Source organism: Streptomyces viridochromogenes (assembly GCF_001270495.1).
Classification (GTDB): domain Bacteria; phylum Actinomycetota; class Actinomycetes; order Streptomycetales; family Streptomycetaceae; genus Streptomyces; species Streptomyces viridochromogenes_A.
Genome location: NZ_LGUR01000205.1, coordinates 59027 through 83507, shown reverse-complemented (window position 1 = coordinate 83507; position 24481 = coordinate 59027). Strand labels below are relative to the sequence as shown.

The following is a 24481-nucleotide window of genomic DNA, read 5'->3' as shown; positions in this document are numbered from 1 at the left end:
GGGTGGGGTCGGGCGGGGGCGATCCCTCGTCGGCCGGCGGTGACTCCACCGTGAACCCCGGCGGCTTCGGCAGACCCGGGGGGAACGTCGCCCGGCCCGGTGCGGCATCGGTGTCGGCCCGCGGCGACGGAACAGCCGCGCCCGCTCCCGGGCCCCCTCCCCCCGAGCGCTGGTTCACCGCCCCCGCCGCGGAGGCGAAACGGTCGTCCAGTGAGTCGGGCGCCGCCGTGGGGCCCGTGTCCTCGGCGAAGTCACCGTACAGCTGCCCCCACCAGTCGTCCTCGTGACCGGTGGGCCTTCCCCCCTGCTGGCTCATGCCCCCAATTGTCCACCGCACGGGCCGGATGAAAACGGGGCATCAGGAAAATCCGACCCGGTGAAGCGCCTCGAAAGGCGTTGTCGGGTGAGGCATGGAACGGCCTTGCGATACACCGGGCGGAACAAGAGGCGAAACAGGTCGCCGGGCGATCCCACCCCCCACGGGAGAACCGCCCGGCGACTGCCGAGTGACCCGGGCCCAGATCCCCTTCGCGCGCGTCGGCGCGCGTGTGGGCCCGGATCACGATCCGGGTGATCGACGTACCGTTCGCATCGGTCGGGACGGTCCTGAGTGTGACCGGCTCGGGCGGCGGCCGATGAGGGGGGGCGATGCGGTGGTTGATGCTGCGGTGGCGACACCTTGGCAGAGTGACCGGTGGTGCGGCGATGATGTGCCGAGGCGGTTTCGCGCCGTGGCCGTTTTCCGCCACGGACCGAACACCGGTGTTCTGTGAGGAGGGGCGCGGCCCGATGCTGGGAGTGATTGGTCTCGACGAGACGCATGAGTCGGCGTACCGGGCCCTGGTGTCCGTGGGCGCCGCCGACGTGCCGGACCTCGCGCGGCGGCTGATGCTCGGCGAGTACGACACCGAACGCGCCCTGCGCCGTCTGGAGCGGCACGGACTCGCGGCCCAGTCCTCGGCCCGGCCCGGCCGCTGGGTCGCCGCGCCGCCCGGGGTGGCGCTGGGCGCGCTGCTCACCCAGCGGCGGCACGAGCTGGAGAAGGCGGAGCTGGCGGCCGCGATGCTCGCCGAGGAGTACCGGGCGGGGGCCGCCGAGCCCGCCGTACACGATCTCGTGGAGGTGGTGATCGGCGCGGCTGCCGTCTCGCAGCGCTTCCTCCAGCTCCAGCTCGGGGCGAGCGAGGAGGTGTGCGCGCTGGTCACCGGCAACCCGGTCGCCGTCACCGGCATGGAGAACGACGCCGAGGAGCAGGCCGCCGATCGCGGCGTCCGCTACCGGGTGGTCCTGGAGCGGGCGGTCCTCGACCAGCCGGACGGCATCACCGAGCTGTCCGCCGCCCTCGCCCGCGAGGAGCAGGTACGGGTGGTGGACCGGGTCCCGACCAAGCTGGTGATCGCCGACCGGACGCTCGCCCTGGTGCCGCTCACCTCGCACACCGCGGAGCCCGCCGCGCTCGTCGTCCACGCGAGCGGGCTGCTGGAGCTGCTGTCCGGACTGTTCGAGTCGGTGTGGCAGGAGGCGCTGCCGCTGCGTCTCGGCACATCCGGCGTCACCGAGCAGCAGCCCGACGGACCCGACGACACCGACCTGGAGGTGCTCTCCCTGCTCCTCGCCGGCCTGACCGACGCGAGCGTGGCCAAGCAGCTGGACCTGGGCCTGAGGACCGTACAGCGCCGGGTGAAGCGGTTGATGGAGCTGACCGGGGTCACGACACGGCTGCAGCTGGGGTGGCATGCGTACGAGCGGGGGTGGGTGGCGCGGGAGCGGCAGGGGTGACGGGAGCGCGGGAGCGGCGGAGGCGGGGGGGGGTGACCGCGGTGTCCCCGCCCCGACAAGCCTGATCTGCGCGTTCTCGCGGCCTCCGGCACTCTGGTCAGATGGGAGTGTGGGACCTCGTGCTGGTCGGCCTGGTCCTCCTGCTCGGCCTCTGCGGAGTGCTGGTGCCCGGTGTGCCGGGGTCGTGGCTGGTGTGGGCCGCGGTGATGTGGTGGGCGCTGAAGGACCCCCAGCCGGTCGCGTGGTGGGTGCTGGTCGGGGCCACCGTCGCGCTGTTCCTCTCCCAGGTGGTGCGCTGGGCCCTGCCGCCCCGCCGACTGCGCCCGAACTGGGCCGGCCGCCGCGTCACGGTCTACGCCGGAGCGGGGTCCTTCCTGGGCTTCTTCCTGATCCCCGTGGTCGGCTCGATCCCCGGTTTCATGGCCGGCGCCTACCTCGGCGAACGGCTCCGGCTCGGCCGCCACGGTGAGGCGAGGGCCGCACTGCGGACGGCGATGCGGTCGGGGGGGTCGAGCGTGCTGGCGGAGCTGTTCACATGCCAGTTGATCGCGGGGGCGTGGGTGGGTGCGGTGGTCTGGGGCTGACGAACTGGCCCGACGAACTGGGCTGACGATCCGGAGTTCGCACCCTGGGGCCGATACATCGGGTCTCTTCCTCCATATTGACGACTCCTCCCCCCTTCTCTACGTTGCGTCGCGGGATAGCTCCGATGACTCGGCGTTCAGATGGAGGCGCAATGCCCAGCCCGTCCCGACGTACCGTGCTCGCCACCGGATCCGCTCTCGGCGGGACCGTCCTCGCGGGCGGGCTCCCCGCACAGGCGAGCGCGGCCGACTCCGAAGCCACGGGAAACCCCGGCCACGACGCCCGCTCCGACCCCTGGGCAGCGTCCTCGACGACGCCGACCTCGTCTGGCAGCGGATGCCGACGACCTGGTACGAGGGCCCCTTCCTGGGCAACGGCTTCCTCGGCTCGGGCCGCTGCCGCGCGACCGGCCGCACGGCCGACGAACGGGCCCTGATCGAGCGGTCGTCGGCCCACTGGGTGGGCTTCGAGGGCGCCCTCCAGGGCTACACCTTCACCGGCGCGGCGTCGATGTCCGCGCTGCTGGGCAAGGGCGAGGACGCGCTGCGGTACCTGGGCGAGCTGATGTCCCGCTTCGTCCAGCCCAACACCATGTACAAGGAGTCGGGCCCGGTCATCGAGACACCGCTGTCGGCGGCCCAGTCCCTGCACGACATGGTCTGCCAGTCCTGGGGCGGGGTGATCCGCGTCTTCCCGGCCCTCCCCGCCGCCTGGGCGGACCTGACGGTGCACGACTTCCGTACGCAGGGCGCGTTCCTGCTGTCGGCGGTCCGCGCGGGCGGGGTCACCCGCTGGGTGCGGCTGACCAGTGAGGCGGGGGCGCCCTGCGTCGTGCGGCACGGCATCGCGGGACCGGTCGAGGTGCGGGACGGACGGGGCCGCCCGCTCCGCCACTCCGACGCCGGCGAGGGCGCGATCCGCATCGCCCTGCGGAGGGGCGACTCGGCGCTGGTCACGGCGCGGGGCGACCGCCCGGACCTGACGATCGCGCCGGTGCGGCCGAACGAGGAGGTACCGCGCTGGGGGCTCCCTAGGAACGGGGCGGCCCCTGGAGCCTGCCCTCCAGCGTGAGCAGCCGCACCTTGCGTTCGAGGCCGCCCGCGTACCCGGTCATCGAGCCGTCGGCCCCGATCACCCGGTGGCAGGGGCGGACGATCAGCAGCGGGTTGGCGCCGATCGCGCCGCCGACGGCCCGCACGGCGGCACGGGAGGCGCCGATCCGGGCGGCGATCTCGCCGTACGTCGTGGTCGCGCCGTAGGGAACGGTGTCGAGGGCGGCCCAGACCCGCTCCCGGAACTCGCTGCCGCCCGTGCTCAACTCCAGCTGGAACTCCTTGAGTTCGCCCGCGAAGTAGGCGGCGAGCTGTTCCTCGGCGGCGCGGAAGAGCGCGGGGTCGCGCCGCCAGCCGTCCTGGACGGTACGACCGCCCTTCTGGCCCGGCACGGAGAGGGAGGTCAGGGCGCCCGTGTCGGGGTCGGCGGCGAGGAGGAGCGGGCCGACAGGGCTGTCGACCTCGGTCCAGTGCGTGGTCGGGACAATCATGGTTACTCCAACTCCCCTGCTGCACGCAGGTGTTGCGAGGCGTAAGAGCGCCAGGGGCGCCAGCTGTCAGGGGCGTCGACGCCGGGGGGTGCGACGTCCGGATCGCCGAGGGCACGGGTGCGGATGCCCGCGACGGTACGGGCGTCGAGTCCGGGCAGCGCGAACAGCGCCTCCTCCGCCTCGTCCCGGTCGGCGCCCGGGTCCAGCCGTACGGCGCCGTCGGCGAGGGCGGCGGTGAGCGCGCCCAGCGGGCCGTGGGGCTCGGCCTCGGCGAGGACGGCCGCCTCGGGGAACAGATGGGTGAGGCTCCCGCAGGGCGCGTCGAGCACCTTGCCGTACCGCCGCACGAGCACCTCGGCCCGCTCCGGCCCCACCAGCGTCCGTACGGCCACTTCCTCGGCGTCGGCGGTCCCGGGCGACCGCAGCCCCGGCCGCGCGGCGACCAGCGGAGCGAGCCGGGGGTCGGCGCCGAGCCGCTCGTCGACGGCGTACGGGTCGGCGTCCAGATCGAACAGCCGCCGCAGCCGGTGGACGGAGGTGGTCAGGTCGCGGGGATCGGTGAGATGTATCCGCGCGTCGAGCCAGCCGCCGGGGTGAGCCGCCCGCGCGCGCCTCCCCACGCCGCCCGGCCGTTCCTCCACCGCGACGATGGCGGTGCCGTGGGGCAGCCGGAGGGTACGGCGGTAGGTGCGGCGGCCCGGTGGACCCGAGACGTCCTCGATCCCCGGGACGGCCTCGCGGGCCAGCAGGTCGAAGACGGCGCCGGCCTGGTAGGGGCCCCGGTGGGCGAGCCGCAGCGGGATCCCGGCCGCTGGGGTGGCCGTACGCCGGGAAGGGCGGCCGCCCGTCGGCGCGGCGGCGCGCAGCTCGCTCGGGGTCGAGGCGTAGACGGCCCGGATCGTGTCGTTGAACTGCCGCACACTGGCCCACCCGGCCGCGAACGCGATCTCCGTGATCGGCAGCTCGGTGGTCTGCAGCAGAACGCGCGCGGTGTGCGCCCGCTGGGCGCGGGCGAGGGCCACCGGTCCGGCGCCCAGCTCGGCGGTGAGCTGGCGCTGCACCTGCCGGGCGCTGTAGCCGAGCCGCGTGGCGAGCCCGGCGACGCCTTCCCGGTCGACGACGCCGTCGCCGATCAGCCGCATGGCCCGCCCGACCGCGTCGGCCCGTACGTTCCACTCGGCGGACCCGGGAACGGCGTCCGGCCGGCACCGCCGGCAGGCCCGGAATCCCGAGCCCTGCGCGGCGGCGGCCGTAGCGAAGAACCGCACGTTGCGCCGCTTCGGCGTGACCGCCGGGCAGCTGGGGCGGCAGTAGATGCCGGTCGTTTCGACGGCGAAGAAGAACTCGCCGTCGAAACGGGCGTCACGGCTCCGCACGGCCTCGTACCTGGTGTCTTCGTCCATCACACCGTCCAGTGTCCGCCCTGACCGAAGGGCCGGCTGGCGGAAATCGGACATGGCGCTGCCCCACCAGCCCGTCCGGCGTTCGAGGACGAGGCCCGTTCAGGGCCGAAGCGGGGGCCCGGAGGCGGCAGCCCTCGTCGACAGCCCCACGGACACCGGCACCGTCACTGCCAGCGCCCCCTCTTCGCCTCCATCGCCGCTCGCCCTTCCGCTCCCTTCCGCTTCCAGTCCCGCTTGATCTCGGCCCGCAGCCGCGCATCCGTCTTGGCCACGATCCGCTGGTTCTCGCGCACCAGCTTCCGGTAGCTCTCCAGCCGCCGCTCGGGCAGCTCACCGGCGTCGAGCGCGGAGCGCACCGCGCACCCCGGCTCGCTGTCGTGCGCGCAGTCGTGGAAGCGGCACCGCTCGGCCAGCGCCTCGATCTCCGAGAACACCTGGCCGACCCCGGTCTCGGCGTCCCAGAGGCCGACGCCGCGCAGCCCCGGGGTGTCGATCAGGACGCCACCGCCCGGCAGGGCGAGAAGGTTGCGCGTGGTGGTCGTATGACGGCCCTTGCCGTCGACGTCGCGCGCGGCCTGGACCTCCATCACGTCCTCGCCGAGCAGCGCGTTCGCGAGCGTCGACTTGCCCGCGCCGGACGCCCCGAGCAGCACGGACGTACCGCCGGAGACGACCGCGACGAGGACGTCGAGCCCGGCCCCGTCCAGCGCGCTGACCGACAGCACCGGCACACCCGGCGCCGTGGTCTCCACGTCCTGGACGAGATGCGAGAGCGTCACCGCGTCCGGCACGAGGTCGGCCTTGGTGAGGACCACGAGCGGCTGCGCGCCCGACTCCCACGCCAGCGCGAGGAAGCGCTCGATGCGCCCGAGGTCGAGTTCGACGGCCAGCGACACGGCGACGATGGCGTGGTCGACGTTCGCGGCGAGGATCTGCCCCTCGGACCGCTTGGAGGAGGTGGAGCGCACGAAGGCGGTACGGCGCGGCAGATACGCGCGTACGTACTGCGGGTTCCCGGCCGGTTCGACGGCGACCCAGTCGCCCGTGCAGACGACCCGCATCGGGTCGTGCGGGGTGACGAACGCCGTGTCGGCCCGTACGGGACCGTCGGCGGTGACGACGTCGCACTGCCCGCGGTCGACCCGCACGACCCGTCCGGGCAGCAGCCCTTCGGCGTCGTACGGGGTGAACGCGTCGGCCCAGGCGGAGTCCCAGCCGTAGGGGGCCAACGCGGAGAAAACAGAGGTGGACGTAGAGGTGGAAGTCAACGGGTGACCCTTCACAAGGGTGGCCCCGGCAGCCGCGCCCGTCAGACGCGGAGAGAGGAGTGGTTCAGCCGGCGGCCACGGAGGTGGACTTGATGAACTGGATGCGGGCAGCGCTCGTCGCAAAGACAGCCATCGGTCGACACCTCCTCACTCACGTCCGTTCGACGGCGGCGGCCACCGGCCACCGCCCTGATCTTCCGTCACTCTAGCCCGGGCCCACGAAGGCCCGTCAACCGGTTTTACGCGCAGTCGTGCCCGTTCAGCGTGAAGTCGTACGCCTTGGAGTTCTCGCCGTCCCGGGAGGCGAGGAACCCGAAGGCGAGCTCGCCGCCGGCGGGGACCGTCTTGTTGTAGTCCGCGGCCGTGGCGGTGACCCGGGAGCCGTTCTGGGCGAAGCTCGCGTCCCACATCTGGCCGACCTCCTGGCCGTTGCGGAAGGACCAGGCGACGTGCCAGTCGTCGAGGGCTCGTTCGGTGGTGACGGTGATGGTGGCCTGGAAGCCGTCGGGCCATTCGTTGACCAGGTCGTAGTCGACGCTGCAGGTCACCGGCTCGCTCGCGGAGGGGTCCGGCCGGTCCGGGTCGTCCTCGCCGGCCGTGGACGACGTGGTGCCCTGCGGCCCCGGGCCCGGCTTCTTCGGGTCGGGCGAGTCGTCGGCGTCCGTGGCGCTGTCCGACGGCTCCGGGGAGCCCTCGGAGGGCTGGGTCGCGGCCGTGGCCGGCAGGGTGAAGCCGGGGTCGGCGACCGGCTGGCGGTCGGAGGGGTCGCCGCCCGTCGCCACGCCGTCGCCGCTGGAGCCGGCGGGCATGATCGACACCGCGAGGGCGAGCACCGAGACGAGGACTGCGGCGACGAGGAGGCCGTTGCGCACGACGCGCGCCTTGTGCGCGCCGGGGTTCGGCGGGCCGGCGTCCACCGGGTCGGGGTGTCCGGCGCCGAGCCGCACCTCGGCGGCTCGGCGGCGGCGCTCCAGGTAGGCGAGGCCGCCCCAGCCGAGGACACCGCCCGCGAGGGCCGCGGGCAGCCCGGAACCGTTCAGCCGCAGACAGGCGGCGGCCTCGGCGCACTGCACGCAGGTGGCGAGGTGGCGGGAGAGGTCGCCGGGGGCGTCGGCGCCGGTCGAGCGGGTGACGGCGTCGAGGAGGCGGGCGTAGCTGCGGCACCGTGCGTCCATCGGGGTGTCGAGCTGGTTGCGCTGGCAGCGGTCCCTGAACAGGACGCGGACCTGGTTGAGTTCGTCGGACACGGTGGCCGGGTCGAGGCCGAGCCGGCGGGCCACGACGTGCAGCGGCAGCCCCTCCACCTCGGCCAGCCACAGCAGTGCCGCGTCCGGTTCCTGCATGTCGCGCAGTCCGCGCAGCGCGAGCGGGCGCTGGAGCGGGGGGCCGGTGTATCGGTCGGCCTTCTCGGAGTTGAGCCACAGGCGCAGGTCGGGGGCGAGCTTGTGGCCCTGTCCGCTCTCCTCCCAGGCGGCCGCCGTGGTGCGTACGGCGGTCAGCAGCAGGGGGACGCGGGGCAGCCGGGCCGGGCGACGGCCGGCACTCCGGAAGGACCCGGCCTCGGTGTCGCGGGCCTCACGTATACCGGTCGAGAACGCTTCCGTGGCCAGCTGGTTGGCCGCGGTGGAGCCGGCCGTGCACAGGTCGGAGTACGACAGCACGGCGTCCCAGCACTCGGAGAACAGCGCTGCCTCGGTGGCGTCCTGGGGGGTCGGCAGGTCGGGCATGAGACTCCTGCATCCACATGCGAGGTCAACTCGCCATATTGGCAATGGAGTTGGGGGGAACCTCGCGGCAGGGCATGAGCCTTTCACGTCTTCAACACAACTGACAAGCGTCGTGTTCAGATGTCATGACAGGCCGCGCGCCCCTACAACTCCAGCCACTTGTACGGACGCGGGCCCCGTCTGTCTCAACTACACCGTGGCGGAATCCTCCGCCGCCGGGGACTCCACCGCCGGGAGGCTGTCCATGAAGGAGCTGACCGAGAACACCGCGTTGCCGGGGCCGGGCGGGCCGTAGCCGGGGGGCGAGGACAGGCCGAAGTCCTCCATCGTCCGGCGATAGGCCTGCAGCAGCCGGATGTGGTACTCCAGCGGGGCGCCCTGCGGATTGGCCTTGCCGAGCGGGGTGGTCGGCTCCGGGCACCAGGTGGTGAAGCGGGGCGTGATCCCGTGCGACATGAAGAACCGCAGGCCCTCGGTGGTCGACGCGATCGCCTCGTCGACCGTCTTGAAGCCGAAGGGCTCCGCCATCTCGACGCCCGCGACGAAGTTGGGGATCACGTTGCGTGCCCCGAACACCTCCGCCGAGTCGAGGATCCTCTTGTGCCACACGTCCCGGCCGACGTAGCGCTCCTTGCCCGGGCAGTACATCTTGAAGAGGTACTCGTCCCACACCTCGTAGTTGGGGTGGTAGATCTGCACGCCGTAGTCCTTGAAGCGCTGCACGTCGTCGCGCGGCAGCGCCTGGGCCACGACCTTGCCGATCCACCGCCCCGGGAAGCGCTCCTCGATGGCCTTGGCGTAGTGGCCGTAGAAGTCGGCCTCGTCGCGTCCGGCGACGGACTTGGTGATCGCGCCGCCGGTGAGCGTGTAGGCGGTGGACGCCTTGGCGGTGTCGTACCGGTCGATGATCTCCAGGGCTTCGAGGACCTCCTCGACGTCCTTCACCCCGGTGTACGGGCGCCCGGCCGCCTTGTGCTGGCGCCAGTTGTGGTTGATGTCGCAGTACTGGCACTCCTCCTTGGCGCCGAAGTACTGGCAGACCCGGAAGACGGTGAGGTAGATCAGGTAGCCCCACTGGATGGTCGGGGCCACCTCCATCACCGACTTCCCGTTGGCGAGGGTGTGCCGGTAGTACTCCGGCATCGGCGGCACCCCGACGTCGGCGATCCGCTTGCCGTCGAGGTAGAGGCCGAGCACGCCCTCCTCGTCGGCCGCGACCCGGTACGGCGAGGACGGGTTCACGCGCACGGAGACGACGGTGCGGCGCAGGTCGTACGGGCCGCCGGTGAGGATGATCTCCTCCGGCGGACGCCGCAGCGCGGCCTCGCCGAGTTCGGGGAGGGTGCCGTGGTCGAAGGAGAAGATGAAGTACGACTTCGGCTTGACCTCACCGCCCTCGTTGTCGCTGAGGGCGGACGGGTCGAAGGCCACGCCACCCCGCAGCAGATCCTCCTTGAAGACGGCTTCCCGCGGAACGTGCGGGAATCGCTCCATCAGATCCTCGACCAGTGCGGTGCGGCTGCCCATCCGTAATCTCCTCCCGGCTCAGGCGTACGACTCCTCACGGTATGCCCCTGCCCGAGCGTGAACGGCGCCGGGTCCCCTTCGAGGCCGCCCGCGGTACTTCTCGCCCCCGCCGCCCCTCCCCGCCCCATCCTCCTGGGGCTCCGCCCCAGACCCGCCCCTCAAACGCCGGAGGGGCTGGATTCGCCAGGCATTCTCAGCCCGTCCGGCGTTTGAGGACGAGGCCCGCAGGGCCGATGGCGGGGGTCTGGGGGCGCAGCCCCCGGGGACGGGACGGGTAGGGGCGGCGGGGGCGGAAACAAACAGCCGTCACGCCATGCGTTCCAGTTCGGACTGGGCGATCCCGTGGGCCAACGGCTGCCCGGCGCCAAGCCGTTCCGCCTCCTCCGCGACCGCGATACCCAGGCGGGCCGCCTCGTTGCCCTGGGAGCCCGCGAGGTGCGGGGTGATGAAGGCGTTCGGGAGGTCGTACAGGGGTGAGTCGGCAGGCAGGGGCTCGGGCTCGGTGACGTCGAGGATCGCGGACAGGCGGCCGGTGCTCAGTTCGGCGATCAGGGCCTCGTGGTCGACCAGGCCGCCGCGCGCGGTGTTGATCAGGACCGCTCCGTCGGGCATCAGGGCCAGCTCGCGGGGGCCGACGAGGTGACGGGTCTCAGGGGTCTCGGGGGCGTGGATCGTCACGACGTCCGAGGTGCGCAGGAGGTCGTCCAGCGGCAGCAGCGGTACGCCGAGCACGGCGGCGCCCGCCTCGTCGACGTACGGGTCGGTGAGACTCACCCGCAGGTCGAAGGGGCGGAGGAGTTCGATCACCCGGCGGCCGATACGCGAGGCCCCGACCACTCCGACCCGGCGGCCGTGGTTGCCGATGCCGGGGACGAGCCCCCAGCCCGGGAAGGCCCGCTCGGTGCGCAGGCGGTCGCGGGCGGCGAAGAGGTCCTTCCCGGCGAGGAGGATCATGGCCAGCGTGTACTCGGCGACCGGCACGGCGTTGGCCACGGCCGCCGAGCTCACCGCGATGCCGCGCCGCCACAGTTCGGGCGTGGCCAGGCCCTTGACCGAGCCGGCGGAGTGCAGGACCGCGCGCAGCTTCGGCGCGGCGTCGAGTACGGCCGTGTCGAGGCGGGGGCAGCCCCAGCCGGTGACGAGGATCTCGGCACGGGCGAGCGCGTCCCGCAGGCGCGGGCCCGGGTCCGTGAAGTCCTCGGCCACCAGGGCGGGATCGATGTCCACCGACTCCCGCAGCCGCTCCAGCACCTCCGGCGGGAAGACCTGCGGCACGTTCTCGGCGGACATGGCGAATATGGCGTACGGCCGCTGTGTCAAGGACGTGGCCTCCGGCTCGGTCAGGTCGAGGTCGAGGTCGGGCGAAAGTGGCATGGAAAACGGTATCTACCGTAGGCAGCCGCGGATGAGAGGGTCAACGCACACGCACACACCCTGAAGGACGGCGAGGGATGACGGAGACGATCACCAACTGGGCGGGCAACATCACCTACACCGCCAAGGAGCTGCACCGGCCGTACTCGCTGGACGCGATCAGGGCCTTGGTGGCGGGGAGCGAGCGGGTGCGGGTGCTGGGCAGCGGGCACTCCTTCAACGGGATCGCCGAGCCGGGCCCCGAGGGCGTCCTGCTGTCGATCGCCGGCCTGCCGCCGGTGATCGACGTGGACCGCACGGCCCGTACGGTGCGGGTCTCGGGCGGCGTACGGTACGCCGAACTCGCCCGCGCGGTGGACGCGCACGGGCTCGCGCTGCCCAACATGGCGTCACTGCCGCACATCTCGGTGGCCGGCTCGGTCGCCACCGGCACGCACGGCTCCGGGGTCGGCAACGGCGCGCTGGCCACGTCCGTGCGGGAGGTCGAGCTGGTCACGGGGGACGGGTCGGTGGTGGTCGTCGGGCGGGACGACGAGCGGTTCGGCGGTGCCGTCACCTCGCTGGGCGCCCTCGGCGTCGTCACGGCGCTCACCCTGGACCTGGAGCCGTCCTTCGACGTCGAGCAGCACCTTTTCACCGAACTGCCGCTGGACGGGCTGGACTTCGCGGCGTTCGAGACGGTGATGGCGTCGGCATACAGCGTGAGCCTGTTCACCGACTGGCGCGCGCCGGGCTTCCGGCAGGTCTGGCTCAAGCGGCGCACCGACCAGCCGTCGGCCGACTTCCCGTGGGCCGCGCCCGCCACCGAGAAGCTGCACCCGGTGCCGGGGATGCCCGCGGTCAACTGCACGGAGCAGTTCGGGGTGCCGGGGCCGTGGCATCAGCGGCTGCCGCACTTCCGGGCGGAGTTCACGCCCAGCAGCGGGGCCGAGCTCCAGTCGGAATACCTGCTGCCGCGCCGGTACGCCGTCGACGCGCTGCACGCCGTTGACGGGATCCGGCAGACGGTCGCGTCCGTGCTCCAGACCTGCGAGGTGCGGACGGTCGCCGCCGACGAGCAGTGGCTGAGCCCCTCCTACGGGCGGGACACGGTGGCGCTGCACTTCACGTGGATCGAGGACACCGCGGCCGTGCTGCCCGTGGTGCGGCGGCTGGAGTCGGCGCTGGACGCCTTCGAGCCGCGGCCGCACTGGGGGAAGGTGTTCGCGGTGCCGGCGGAGGTGCTGCGCGGGCGGTATCCGCGGCTGGCGGACTTCCGGGCGCTGGCGCGGGAGCTGGACCCCGGTCGGAAATTCGCCAACGCCTTCGTGCAGGGCATACTGGGTGCGTGAGCTCTTGGGAGACTTCGTAAACCCCCTTTCCTAACCCCTTGTCGAAAGTCCCCGCACGCCATAGCCTTGCGCCGCGCCGGTGCCGACCCGGCATGACGTGAAGGGACGGACCCCCGGCCGACCCGACCGAGCCGGCGCCCGCCAGTGAGGGGAGTTCGATGAAGCGCGGCACATCACGCGACATCCGCACCGCCAACCGCTACGAGGTGCTGCGCCAGATCATCGCCGCGTCGCCCACCTCCCGGCAGGAACTGGCGGCCGCCACCGGTCTCAGTCTCGCCACGGTCGCCACCCTCGTGGGCGAGCTGCTCGACCTCCGCATGATCACGGAGGTCGGGTTCGAGGACTCGGCCGGCGGCCGCCCCCGGGGGCTCGTGGCCGTCAACGCGTCCGGCGGCGCCCTGATCGGCGTCGACATCGCGGAGACGTACGTCCATGTCGAGCTGTTCGACCTCGGACTGAACGTGCTGGCCCGCGCCGAGGAGGACGTCCGCCCCGGTGAGAGCCTCCCCGAGCAGGTGGTGGGCCATGTCGCCGCCGCCGTCGGCTCGGTGGTCGCGCAGGCCGGCATCGAGGGCGCGCGCGTCCTCGGCGTCGGGGTGAGCGTGCCGGGGCAGGTGGACCGCGCCACCGGGTTCTCCGAGTACGCGCCCAACTGGGACTGGCACGACGTGCCGCTGCTCGACCTGCTCACCGAGCACATCGCCTACCCGCTGTACCTGGACAACCCGCTGCGGGCCAGCGCGGTGGCCGAGCTGTGGTTCGGGGCCGCGCGCGGGAGCGGGGACGCCGTGGTGGTCAACCTGGGCACCGGCGTGGGCGCCGGACTGGTCCTGGGCGGCGGGCTGCACCGGGGCGTCAGCAACAGCGCCGGCGAGTGGGGCCACACCACGATCGTCCTGGACGGACGGCTGTGCCGGTGCGGCAAACACGGCTGCGTGGAGGCGTACGTCGGCGCGTCCGGGATCATGCTGACCCTGCGGGAGCTGAGCGCCGACAGCCCGCTGCTGCATCCGGAGGACCAGACGGCCACCATCGACGCGCTCGCCCGGGGACTGCGGGGACGCGACCCGGTGGCGCTCAAGGTGCTCCGGGACACGGTCCGTTACCTCGGTGCCGGCATCGCCGACCTGGTCAACCTGTTCAACCCCGAAGTGGTCGTGCTCAGCAGCTGGGTCGCGGCCGCCCTCGGTGAACCCCTGGTCACGGAGGTGCGCGAGGCCGTCGCCCGGCACGCGCTGCCGCGGCCGATGGCCGCCACCGAGGTCGTCCTCTCCCCGATTCCGACCGACCCGGTCTGCCTGGGCGCGGCGACGTTCGCGCTTGAGGGAGCCTTGCAGTCGGTGGGACAGAGGCAGCCGAAGCGGACCGCCGCGCACGTCAGAAGCCGTACCGCACCGCCCTCCTAGCACCCCCGCCATGTCCGGTATGCCGAACGTTGCACAACGCTTCGCACAGACTTCGTCCAACCCCTTGCCGAAGCCTTAGCCGAAGGTTAACGTCCCGCACCGCAACCCCCTTTGAGCCAACTGGCGCTGAGCCGCTCCAGCCACAGGCAACGGGCCCAGAGCCGCAGCCGTACTCGAGACAAGGACGTCAGCATGTCGGCATTGAGCAACAGGAACTTCGACCGCCGCACCGCACTCCGGGCCGCGCTCGGTCTGGCCGCCGCCGGCGGGCTGGCCGCGTGCGGCGGCAACAACGGCCGCGGTGGCGGGTCCGGTTCGGGCACCAACCTCGTGCAGATGTTCCACGCGTACGGCGAGGCGGGCACCGAGCAGGCCATCAAGCGGTACGCGAAGGCGTACAAGGAAGCCAACGTGACCACCCAGTGGATCACCAGCGCGGACTTCGAGAGCAAGCTCTTCTCGGCCCTGCTCACCGACAACGCGCCGGATCTCTTCGAGTTCCACCCGCAGATCCAGATGGTCAAGAGCGGCCAGGTGGCGGACCTGACCGACATCATCGACCCGGTCAAGGACGACTTCAACCCGGCCGACATCAAGTCGCACACGGTCGACGGGAAGATATACGGCGTCCGGATGATCGACGACCCGCAGTTCTTCTTCTACCGCAAGTCGATGCTGGAGAAGGCCAAGGTCGAGGTGCCGACCACGCTCGACGAGCTGATGGAGGCCGCCGCCAAGCTCACCACCGGCAAGGTCAAGGGCCTGTACATGGGCAACGACCTGCACAGCGTCAACGACACGTTGATCTGGTCGGCCGGCGCCCAGCACCTCGACGAAAAGAACCAGATCGCCTATCACACGGACGGCGTCGTCGAGGGCCTGAAGAAGATGCGCACGCTGTTCACCAGCGGCGACCTTCTCCTCGGCGCCCCGACCGAGTCCTGGGACCCCTCCTCCTTCAACCAGGGCCTGTGCGCCATCCAGTTCTGCGGCATGTGGGCGATGCCGGCGATCCAGGACGCGCTCGGCGACGACTGGGGTGTCTTCCCCTTCCCGAAGGTCACGGACAACGGCAAGCAGTCTGTCTACAACGGCGGCTGGTCGATGTTCGTCAACGCCAAGGGCAAGAACGTCGACGCGGCCAAGGAGTACGTCAAGTGGCTGTGGATCGACCAGAAGGAGTACCAGGAGGACTGGGCCACCTCCTACGGCTTCCACATCCCGCCGCGCACCTCGCTCGCCGAGTCCGCCACCAAGCTCAAGTCGGGCAACGCCGCTGAGGGCGTCAAGCTCTTCAACGAGTTCGGGCACTTCGACAACATCGGCTGGACCCAGGCCATGCGCACCGCCTTCGAGGACGTCTTCGCCAACTGCGTGCGCAAGAACATGGACCCGGAGAAGGCTCTCGACAGGTGCGACGCGGCCGTCAACCGCGAGCTCAAGAAGCTGTTCGGATAGGCCGCGGGACGGACCACGACATGTCGACGACCACCAAGCTCGACCTCGCGAGCTCCGCCTCGGCGAAGGCCTCACCGGCCAAGCCGCGGCGGGGTCTGCGGGGCAGCCCCACCTTCACCTTCTGGCTCTTCACCGGGCCGTTCCTGATCGGTCTGGCGATCTTCGTCTACGCGCCGATCCTCTGGAGCCTGTGGCTGAGCTTCTTCGAGGCCCGCTTCACCGTCACGCCGGACAAGTTCGTCGGGTTCGACAACTACAAGTACATGCTGACGAACGACGACTTCGTCGGCTCGCTCGGCACCTTCACCATCTTCGCCGCGTTCATCGTGCCCACCACCTGGGCGCTGTCGCTGGGGCTCGCCCTGCTGGTGAACCGGATGCGCTTCATGCGGGCGTTCTTCCGCTCGGTCTTCTTCCTGCCGACCGCGGTCAGCTATGTCGCCGCGGCGCTCATCTGGAAGATGTCCATCTTCAGCGGGGTCCGCTTCGGCCTGATGAACACGGTCCTCGGCTGGTTCGGGGTCGAGAACATCGCCTGGCTGATCGACCCCAACCCGCCCTGGTACTGGCTGGTCATCGTGACCGCCCGGCTGTGGCTGCAGTCCGGCTTCTACATGATCCTGTTCATCGCGGCGCTGCAGAACATCCCGGACGAGCTGTACGAGGCCGCCGCCATCGACGGCGCCAAGTCGGGCTGGCAGACCTTCCGGTACATCACCCTGCCCCAGCTGCGCGCCACGTCCACCGCGGTGATCCTGCTGCTGCTCGTCGCCGCCTACCAGGCCTTCGACGAGTTCTTCAACCTGCTGTCGAAGACCACCTGGGGCCGCCCGCCCCTCGTCGAGCTGTACTACAAGGCCCTGGGCGAGAGCCAGGACTACGGCGCAGGCAGCGCGGGCGCGCTCATTCTGACCGTGCTGATCTGTGCCGTGACCCTGCTCCAGGGCAAGATCATGGGCTTCGGAAGGGGGGACGAGTCCAAGTGACCTCCACCATCCCCAAGGTGCGCAAGTCCGCACCGAAGTCGGACACACCCAGCCGGGTCAGGCGCGGTGGCGGAGTGATGAGCTCCACCGGCCTCTACATCGCCACGGGCGTCGCCGCCTTCCTCTTCCTGATCCCGTTCTACATCCTCGTCCGCAACGCCCTCTCCACGGACGCCGAGATCACCGGAGAGAACTGGAAGTTCTTCCCCACGGACATCCAGTGGGGCAACATCAGCGAGCTCTTCAGCGACGAGACGGTCCCGTTCGCCCAGTCCCTGTGGAACTCGGCGGTCGTGGCCACCCTGCACACCGTCGGCGTCCTGCTGGTGTGCTCGCTGGCGGGCTACGGCCTGGCCCGCATCCCGTACAAGCACGCGAACAAGGTGTTCTACGCCGTCCTGGGCACCCTGATGGTCCCGACCGCGGTCACCTTCGTGCCGAGCTTCGTGCTGGTCTCCTCGCTCGGCTGGGTGGACACCTACCGGGGCCTGATCATTCCGGGCCTGTTCAGTGGTTTCACCTGCTTCCTCTTTCGGCAGTACTTCCTGGGGTTCCCCAAGGAACTGGAGGAGGCGGCACGCATGGACGGCCTGGGCTACTGGGGCGCGTACTGGCGTGTCGTCGTACCCAACTCGCTGAACTTCTTCGCGGCGATGGCGACCATCACCTTCATCGCGGGCTGGAACGCCTTCCTGTGGCCGCTGGTCATCGGGCAGGACCCGAGTTCGTGGACCGTCCAGGTCGCGCTCTCCAGCTACATGACCAACCAGACCGTCGTCTTCCACCTGATCTTCATGGCCACGGCCGTTTCCATCCTGCCCCTGGTGTTCGTGTTCCTCTTCCTCCAGCGCTGGCTGGTGCAGGGGATCGCGCAGACCGGTATCAAGGGCTGACGCCTTCATTCTCAAGAGCTGGAGACCGATGTCTTTCCGCACCACCCCCTCCGTCGACTACGTCGAGGACGTCTCCCCGGGCCGCGGGGCCCTGCCGCCCCGCGCCTGGTACGCCTCCTCGGACGCGCAGTCCCTGTCACTCAACGGCAGCTGGCGTTTCCGGCTGTCGGCGACCGCCGACGCCGAGGACGACTCGTTCGCCGCTGAGGGGTACGACGCCGGGGACTGGGCCGAGGTCACGGTCCCCGGCCACTGGGTCCTCCAGGGCGACGGCGCGTTCGGTTCGCCCATCTACACCAACCACCTCTACCCCTTCCCGGTAGACCCGCCGCACGTCCCGACCGAGAACCCGACCGGCGACCATGTGCGGGTCTTCGACCTGCCCGACGAGTGGCCGGCCGACGGCGGTGCCGTCCTGCGCTTCGACGGCGTGGAGTCCTGCGCCCGCGTCTGGCTGAACGGCACGGAGATCGGCGAGTTCAAGGGCTCCCGGCTGCCGCACGAGTTCGCGGTGGGGCAGCTGCTGAAGCCGGCCGGGAACGTGCTCGCCGTCCGGGTGCACCAGTGGTCGGCGGGCTCGTACCTGGAGGACCAGGACCAGTGGTGGCTGCCGGGCATCTTCCGTGACGTCACCCTGCTGCACCGCCCGACGGGCAGCGTGGGCGACTTCTTCGTGCACGCCGCCTACGACCACACCACGGGCGAGGGCACCCTGCGCGTCGACTCCGACGTCGACGGGCGGGTGTCCGTGCCCGCCCTCGACATCGATGTCGCCACCGGGGAACCGGTGACGGTCGCCGTCGAGCCGTGGTCGGCCGAGGCGCCGAAGCTGTACGACGGCGAGCTGGTCACCGAGGGCGAGCGGGTTCCCCTGCGCATCGGTTTCCGTACCGTCGTCCTCGAAGACGGCCTGGTCAAGGTCAACGGCAGGGCGATCCTCTTCAAGGGCGTCAACCGGCACGAGTGGCACCCCGAGAAGGGCCGGGCGCTCGACCTGGAGACCATGCGCGAGGACGTGCTGCTGATGAAGCGGCACAACCTCAACGCGGTGCGCACCTCGCACTACCCGCCGCACCCGGCCTTCCTCGACCTGTGCGACGAGTACGGCCTGTGGGTCATCGACGAGTGCGACCTGGAGACGCACGGCTTCACCGAGCAGAACTGGCGGGACAACCCCGTCGACGACGACCGCTGGACGCCGGCCCTGCTGGACCGCGCCGCCCGGATGGTCGAGCGCGACAAGAACCACCCGTCCGTCGTCTTCTGGTCCCTCGGCAACGAGGCCGGCACCGGACGCGGGCTGACCGCCATGGCCGAGTGGATCCACGGCCGGGACGCCTCGCGGCTGGTGCACTACGAGGGCGACTGGGACTGCCGGGACACGGACGTGTACTCGCGGATGTACGCCTCCCACGAGGAGGTCGAGCGCATCGGCCAGGGCCTGGACGGTGGCACGCACAAGAGGCGCGAACTCCCCTTCATCCAGTGCGAGTACGGGCACGCGATGGGCAACGGGCCGGGCGGGATCGCCGACTACCAGCAGGTCTTCGAGCGGTACGAGCGCCTCCAGGGCGGCTTCATCTGGGAGTGGATCGACCACGGCGTCGCCCACCCCGAGCTGGGCTACGCCTACGGCGGCGACTTCGGCGAGGAGCTGCACGACGGCAACTTCGTCTGCGACGGGCTGGTCTTCCCGGACCGGCGGCCCTCCCCGGGGCTCGCCGAGTACAAGAAGGTGATCGAGCCCGTCCGCATCGAGGGCGACGGCGCCGGCGGCACCGTACGGGTGACGAACGCGTACGACTTCGCCGATCTCTCACACCTGGAGTTCGAGTTCTCCTACGCGGTGGACGGGCTCCCCACCGGTGCGCACACGCTGGCCGTGCCTCCCCTCGCGCCGGGTGAGTCGGCGGAGGTCAAGCTTCCGACGGCTGCCCCCGACGGCCAGGGCGACGAGGTCCTGTGGACGGTTCGCGCGCTGCTTGCCGAGGACACGGCCTGGGGGCCCAAGGGCCACGAGGTGGCGTGGGGCCAGGAGACCGTCGCCCCGCGCACGCCCGTGACCGTCGCCGCCGCGGAACGGCCCGTGCGCGAGGAGCGGCTGATCACGCTCGGCCCGGCGTCCTTCGACGCCCGCTCGGGCCGGCCGACGACGATCTGCGGCCTCGACGTGACCGGGCTGCGCCTGGACGTGTGGCGGGCGACGACGGACAACGACGAGGGGGGCTGGCAGGACAACACCTGCTACGACGCGCTGTGGCGCAAGCTCGGTCTGCACCGGATGCAGCACCGGCTGGACGCCGTGGAGCTGGGCGACGACGCGTTGACCGTCCGCACCCGGGTGGCGCCCGCCGCCGCCGAGGTGGGCCTGCGCACGGTGTACCGCTGGACGTCCGACGGCAACCTGCTGAAGCTGACCGTGTCCGTGACTCCCGAGGGCGACTGGACCGTGCCGCTGCCCCGGCTCGGCATCCGCTTCGGACTGCCGGCCGACGCCGCGCGGGAGGTCCTGTACTTCGGTGGCGGGTCCGAGGCGTACCCGGACACGCGCGCCGCCTCGAAGCTCGGCCAGTGGCTGCCGGGCATCGACGACCTTCGGACCCCGTACGTCCGCCCGCAGGAGAACGGCGCCCGTGCCGACGTCCGCTGGGCGGAGCTGGGCGGGCTGCGGATCGAGGGCGACCCGGAGTTCTGGTTCAGCGCCCGGCCCTGGACCAACGAGCAGCTGGACGCGGCCCGGCATCTGACCGACCTCACGCCGGGCGACACCCTGTGGATCAACCTCGACCACGGCCAGCACGGCATCGGTTCGCAGTCCTGCGGCCCGGGCCCGCTGCCGCGGTACTTCCTGAACGCCGAGCCGGCGGAGTTCTCGTTCGTGTTCTCGAACCACGAGTGAGAAGTCATGGTGAGAAAACTGTAAATCGATTGACCGATTGATCGACTTTCCGACAGCGTGCGGAGGGTCGCCCGCGGCCGGTCGGCGCAGATGCCGACCGGCCGCTACTTGTGCTCAGAACAAAGGAGTTGATGCACTTGAATGGCAATATCGAGGTTCGCGGTCTGTCCCGAACCTTCCACACCACCGTCCGCCGCCCCGGCTTCGCCGGCGCGCTCCGCTCCCTGGTCAATCCGCGGAAGGTCGCCAAGCACGCCGTCTCCGACGTGACCTTCTCCGTCGCCCCCGGCGAACTCCTCGCCCTGCTCGGCCCGAACGGCGCCGGCAAGTCCACCACCATCAAGATGCTCACCGGCATCCTCACCCCCACCGCGGGCGAGGCCCGCGTCGCCGGCGTGGTGCCGTACGAGGAGCGTGAGCGCAACGCCCGCAACATCGGCACGGTGTTCGGGCAGCGCACCCAGCTGTGGTGGGACCTCCCGGTGCGCGAGTCGTTCGCGATCCTGCGGGACATCTACGAGGTGCCGAAGGCCGAACACGCGGCGAGGCTCAAGGAGTTCGACGACCTCCTCGACCTCTCCTCCTTCTGGGACACCCGGGTCCGCCACCTCTCCCTCGGCCAGCGGGTCCGCTCCGACCTCGCCGCCGCCCTGCTGCACGACCCGCAGGTCGTCTTCCTCGACGAGCCGACCATCGGCATGGACGTGGTGGTGAAGGAGCAGGTGCGGGAGTTCCTGCGGCACCAGGTGGAGAAGCGCGGCCGTACGGTCCTGCTCACCACCCACGACATGACCGAGGTCGAGCGGCTCGCCGAGCGGGTCGTCCTGGTCAACCACGGGCGGCTCGTCCTGGACGGCACCCTCGACGAGATCCGCCGTGAGTTCGGCTCGACCTGGCAGGTGCGGGTGACGCTCGCCGACCCGCACACCGAGGTCGGCTCGCTGCCGGGCGTCGCGCTGCTGCGGCGCGAGGGCCCGCAGGCGGTCTTCGGCCCGGACGGCCCCGACGCGCCGACCGTGCACCAGGCGCTGAAGCAGGTCATCGAACGGTACGAGGTGACGGACCTCGCCCTCGACGAGGCGGACCTGGAGGACGTGATGCGGGCCGCGTACGCGCATGCCGAGCCCGCGCCCGCCGAGGCCGCGGCGGAAGGAGCCTGAGATGGCCTCCGTACTGCACGGCTGGCGCGCCGCCCGCGTCACGCCGCTCGGCGAGCTGCACACGCCGCCCCGGATGACGGCCGTCCTGCTCCGGCTGACCGTCCAGGTGGTCCTGGTCGCGTCGCTGTGGCGCGGCCTGTACTCCCACACCGGCACCACCGCGGGACTGAGCCGCGACCAGGCGGTCACCTACGCCGTTTTGGCCGTACTCGCCTCCCGCCTGCGGGAGTTGGACCAGTACGCGGGCCGGGACACCGTCCTTCAGCACATGCACTTCGGCACCATCGTGTACTGGTATCTGCGCCCGCTGCCGCCCCAGCGCTACTACGCCCTGCGCGCCCTCGGCGAGCAGCTGTACGGGCTGGCGTGGGCACTGGGCGGATACGTGGTGTGCCTCGCCGCGGGGGTCGTGGAACCACCCGGGTCGGCGGCCGTGGCAGGGGTGTTCGTGGTGAGCATGGTGCTCGGACAGTGGGTCCTGTACTACGTCATGCTCCTGCTCGACCAGTTGTGCTTCTTCACCATCCGCAACAACTCCGCGATGCTGATCCTGATCTTCGCGCAGAACCTGCTGTCCGGGGTGTACGCGCCGCTGTGGTTCTTTCCCGACTGGTTCATCACGCTGAGCGGCTTCCTGCCGTTCCAGGCGACGCTGAGCGTGCCGCTGTCGATCTATGTCGGCCGGATCGAACTGTCCGACGCAGGCGCCCAGTTGGCCGTCCAGGCGGCCTGGGTCGTCGCGCTGGCGCTGTTCACCCGGTGGGTGTGGCGGCGGGCCGCGCGGCGCGTGATCTCGCAGGGAGGCTGAGGTGTCCGTCAAGGCTGTGAAGTCCCTGCGCATCGTGTGGCGCATCTCGCTGCTCAACATCCGTGCCGCGATGGAGTACCGCACCGAGTTCCTGCTGAACATCGCGATCGGCGCGATCTGGCAGATGTCGGTGATCGTGTTCGCGACGGTGCTGCTGGCGCGGTTCACCGGGATGGGCGGCTGGGAGAGCTCGGACGTACTGCTGATCCCGGCGATCCGGATGCTCGCTCACGGGTTGTTCGTGCTCCTGCTGGGGCGTACGCACTTCATCGGCCGGCAGATCCAGGAGGGGAGGATCGACATCTATCTCCTCCGCCCGATGCCGGTGCACCGCCAGGTCCAGCTCGCCTACTTCCCGACCAACGCGATCGGTGACCTGACGGTCGCGGCGGGCCTGATGGCGGGCGCGCTCAGCCGCAGCACCCTGGACTGGTCGGCCGGCCGGGTCTCCTATCTGATCGCCGCGGTGATCGGCGGGATGCTGCTGGAGGCGGCCCTGTTCACGGCGGTGGCCTCGGCGTGCCTGCGCTATCCCGCCGCGGACTACTGGGGGCGCTGGCTGGAGGAACTCCTCGGCACCTTCGGCAGCTACCCCCTGAACGTGCTTCCCAAGGCGGTCGGCGGCTTCCTCACCTTCGCCCTCCCCCTCGCCTTCGTGGCGTACTTCCCCGCCGCGGTCCTCACGGGCCACGACACGGCCGTGCCGTACTGGCTGGCGGCGTCCTCGCCCCTGCTGGGGCTGCTGGCGTATCTGGGAGCACGGTGGCTGTGGCGGTGGGGGTTGGGGCACTACGCGGGCGTGAACGGATGACCGTGGCTACGGGTGGCGGGGCGGGGCCTTCTCACTGGAGGCGTTCAACTCCCCTGACTCCCACTGTTTCCCCAACCGCCCTTGCCCGTCACACTGGTTGCCGTCGAACCTGAACAGCGTTCATCTTCCCTGCCGTTTCCTGAGCGGAGACACCCCCACCATGAGAAGACTCCTCGGCGCGTTCGCGGCCGCCGCCCTCGCCGTCACCGGCCTCGCCGCCACCGGCAGCACGCCCGCGGCGGCCGCCGCCTCCGGCACCTTCAATGTGCTGACGTACAACGTCGCGGGCCTTCCGGAGGGCCTGAGTTCCGGCAATCCGGCGACGAACACCCCGTTGATCTCGCCGCGGCTGGCGGCGTACGACATCGTGAACGTCCAGGAGGACTTCAACTACCACGCGGCCCTGTACGCGGGCGACAACCACCCGTACCGCACCGCGACCAGCGGCGGCGTGCCCTTCGGTGACGGCCTCAACACGCTCTCGGACTACGCCTTCGAGGACTTCCAGCGGGTGAAGTGGAACAACTGCACCGGCACCAACTGCCTGACCCCCAAGGGGTTCTCGCTCGCCCGGGTCCGGCTCGCCGAGGGCGTCTTCGTGGACCTCTACAACGTCCACACCAACGCCGACGCCACGGACGACGCGCTGGCCGCGCGGCGCGCCAACGTCGAGCAGCTGTCGGACTTCATCCAGGCGAACTCGGCCGGCAACGCGGTCATCGTCATGGGGGACACCAACACCCGGTACACCCGCAGCGGCGACAACATCCGCACCCTCGCCGACGAGAACGGTCTGACGGACGCGTGGGTGCGGCTGGTCAAGGGCGGCGTGCGGCCGACGCAGGGCGCGGACGCGCTGGTGTGCCCGACGACGGCGCCGCCGAACGGCTGCGAGGTCGTCGACAAGGTCCTCTACCGCGGCAGCAGGCTCCTGACACTCGACGCCACCCGCTACAACAACGAGTGGGCGTCGTTCCTGGACTCCGCGGGCGGCAACCTCTCCGACCACTTCCCGCACACGGTCGACTTCTCCTACACCCTCAACTCGTCCCTCGCGGCGAGCGACTTCTTCGGCGGCCCGCACGGCACGGCCTTCAACGACGCCGACGACCTGCCGGCCTCCGTGTCCCCGCGCACCCTGACCCTGCGCGGCGGCTCCCGCCTGGACGGGCTGTCCCTGACGCACGACGGCGGCACGACCCTCACCCACGGCGGTACGGGCGGCACGGCGACGTCCCTGACACTGGCCGCCGGCGAGCACCTCACCTCCGTGAAGCTGACGCAGGGCCAGAGGGACGGCCGTACGCGGATCTTCTCGGCGGCCTTCACCACCGACAAGGGCCGCACGCTGTCCGCCGGTACGGCGACCTCGGACACGACGACCTTCACGGCACCGTCCGGCCGGCAGATCGTCGGGTTCACGGGACGGGCCGGTGACGAGATCGACAAGCTGGGAGTGCTGTACGCGCCGATCGGCTGACCGGCGCCGACGGGGCGGCGGGCGGCTGACCGGCCTCACT

General features: G+C 71.1%; 19 protein-coding genes and 1 pseudogene. 13 read left to right on the top strand and 7 right to left on the bottom strand.

Features of this window, described 5'->3' with window-relative positions; translation table 11 throughout:
* Nucleotides 1-316 (bottom strand): annotated as a pseudogene (locus ADK36_RS50380) (protein phosphatase 2C domain-containing protein); the annotation flags it as partial.
* 473 nt (nucleotides 317-789) lie between these two features.
* Here ADK36_RS50380 and ADK36_RS24900 point away from each other — a divergent pair.
* From ADK36_RS24900 to ADK36_RS24890, 3 genes are all read left to right on the top strand, one after another.
* Nucleotides 790-1779, top strand: coding sequence for a helix-turn-helix transcriptional regulator (locus ADK36_RS24900; protein WP_048582643.1), 990 nt, complete (start codon nucleotides 790-792; stop codon nucleotides 1777-1779).
* A 101-nt stretch (nucleotides 1780-1880) separates the two neighbouring features.
* A complete protein-coding gene (locus tag ADK36_RS24895; protein ID WP_048582642.1) occupies nucleotides 1881-2363 on the top strand; it encodes a DUF456 domain-containing protein in 483 nt (160 codons plus the stop codon).
* A gap of 337 nt (nucleotides 2364-2700) precedes the next feature.
* A complete protein-coding gene (locus ADK36_RS24890) occupies nucleotides 2701-3435 on the top strand; it encodes a glycoside hydrolase family 95-like protein (RefSeq protein ID WP_053199090.1) in 735 nt (244 codons plus the stop codon).
* Here ADK36_RS24890 and ADK36_RS24885 read toward each other — a convergent pair.
* The 6 genes from ADK36_RS24885 to ADK36_RS24860 form a co-directional block, all read right to left on the bottom strand.
* Nucleotides 3395-3907 carry a methylated-DNA--[protein]-cysteine S-methyltransferase gene (locus ADK36_RS24885; protein WP_048582640.1) on the bottom strand — a complete coding sequence of 171 codons (513 nt, stop codon included), beginning with the start codon at nucleotides 3905-3907 and terminating at the stop codon, nucleotides 3395-3397. The two genes, ADK36_RS24890 and ADK36_RS24885, sit on opposite strands and share 41 nt — an antisense overlap.
* 2 nt (nucleotides 3908-3909) lie before the next feature.
* Nucleotides 3910-5310: a DNA-3-methyladenine glycosylase 2 family protein gene (locus ADK36_RS24880; RefSeq protein WP_048582639.1), complete on the bottom strand. Its 1401-nt coding sequence runs from the start codon at nucleotides 5308-5310 to the stop codon at nucleotides 3910-3912.
* Nucleotides 5311-5474: 164 nt separating this feature from the next.
* Complete coding sequence (gene rsgA, locus ADK36_RS24875; RefSeq protein WP_053199087.1) at nucleotides 5475-6578, bottom strand: ribosome small subunit-dependent GTPase A; 1104 nt, start codon at nucleotides 6576-6578, stop codon at nucleotides 5475-5477.
* A gap of 239 nt (nucleotides 6579-6817) precedes the next feature.
* A complete protein-coding gene (locus ADK36_RS24870; protein ID WP_053199085.1) occupies nucleotides 6818-8305 on the bottom strand; it encodes a cellulose-binding domain-containing protein in 1488 nt (495 codons plus the stop codon).
* 189 nt (nucleotides 8306-8494) lie between these two features.
* The gene (locus ADK36_RS24865) at nucleotides 8495-9832 is read right to left on the bottom strand and encodes a radical SAM protein (RefSeq protein WP_048582636.1); all 1338 of its coding nucleotides are present in this window, start codon (nucleotides 9830-9832) and stop codon (nucleotides 8495-8497) included.
* A 306-nt stretch (nucleotides 9833-10138) separates the two neighbouring features.
* Complete coding sequence (locus ADK36_RS24860) at nucleotides 10139-11152, bottom strand: hydroxyacid dehydrogenase (RefSeq protein WP_048582653.1); 1014 nt, start codon at nucleotides 11150-11152, stop codon at nucleotides 10139-10141.
* 131 nt (nucleotides 11153-11283) lie between these two features.
* On the opposite strand from ADK36_RS24860, the gene ADK36_RS24855 reads away from it, so the two are divergent.
* The 10 genes from ADK36_RS24855 to ADK36_RS24810 all read left to right on the top strand — a co-directional run bounded on the left by ADK36_RS24855 (nucleotide 11284) and on the right by ADK36_RS24810 (nucleotide 24441).
* A complete protein-coding gene (locus ADK36_RS24855; RefSeq protein WP_048582635.1) occupies nucleotides 11284-12537 on the top strand; it encodes an FAD-binding protein in 1254 nt (417 codons plus the stop codon).
* 158 nt (nucleotides 12538-12695) lie between these two features.
* Nucleotides 12696-13946: an ROK family transcriptional regulator gene (locus ADK36_RS24850; protein WP_048582634.1), complete on the top strand. Its 1251-nt coding sequence runs from the start codon at nucleotides 12696-12698 to the stop codon at nucleotides 13944-13946.
* Nucleotides 13947-14138: 192 nt separating this feature from the next.
* The gene (locus tag ADK36_RS24845) at nucleotides 14139-15404 is read left to right on the top strand and encodes an ABC transporter substrate-binding protein (protein WP_053199083.1); all 1266 of its coding nucleotides are present in this window, start codon (nucleotides 14139-14141) and stop codon (nucleotides 15402-15404) included.
* Between the two features lie 20 nt (nucleotides 15405-15424).
* Nucleotides 15425-16390 carry a carbohydrate ABC transporter permease gene (locus ADK36_RS24840; RefSeq protein WP_048582632.1) on the top strand — a complete coding sequence of 322 codons (966 nt, stop codon included), beginning with the start codon at nucleotides 15425-15427 and terminating at the stop codon, nucleotides 16388-16390.
* Nucleotides 16387-17283: a carbohydrate ABC transporter permease gene (locus tag ADK36_RS24835; RefSeq protein WP_053199080.1), complete on the top strand. Its 897-nt coding sequence runs from the start codon at nucleotides 16387-16389 to the stop codon at nucleotides 17281-17283. Before ADK36_RS24840 ends, ADK36_RS24835 begins: the two co-directional genes overlap by 4 nt.
* Nucleotides 17284-17311: 28 nt before the next feature.
* Complete coding sequence (locus ADK36_RS24830; RefSeq protein ID WP_053199078.1) at nucleotides 17312-20182, top strand: glycoside hydrolase family 2 TIM barrel-domain containing protein; 2871 nt, start codon at nucleotides 17312-17314, stop codon at nucleotides 20180-20182.
* A 137-nt stretch (nucleotides 20183-20319) separates the two neighbouring features.
* Entirely contained in the window at nucleotides 20320-21342 is a 1023-nt protein-coding gene (locus tag ADK36_RS24825; protein ID WP_053199096.1) for an ABC transporter ATP-binding protein, read from the top strand.
* Between the two features lies 1 nt (nucleotide 21343).
* Entirely contained in the window at nucleotides 21344-22150 is an 807-nt protein-coding gene (locus ADK36_RS24820; RefSeq protein WP_048582629.1) for an ABC-2 family transporter protein, read from the top strand.
* Between the two features lie 70 nt (nucleotides 22151-22220).
* Nucleotides 22221-22961: an ABC transporter permease gene (locus ADK36_RS24815; protein ID WP_048582651.1), complete on the top strand. Its 741-nt coding sequence runs from the start codon at nucleotides 22221-22223 to the stop codon at nucleotides 22959-22961.
* Nucleotides 22962-23121: 160 nt separating this feature from the next.
* The gene (locus ADK36_RS24810; RefSeq protein ID WP_053199076.1) at nucleotides 23122-24441 is read left to right on the top strand and encodes a jacalin-like lectin; all 1320 of its coding nucleotides are present in this window, start codon (nucleotides 23122-23124) and stop codon (nucleotides 24439-24441) included.
* Nucleotides 24442-24481 lie beyond the last annotated feature (40 nt).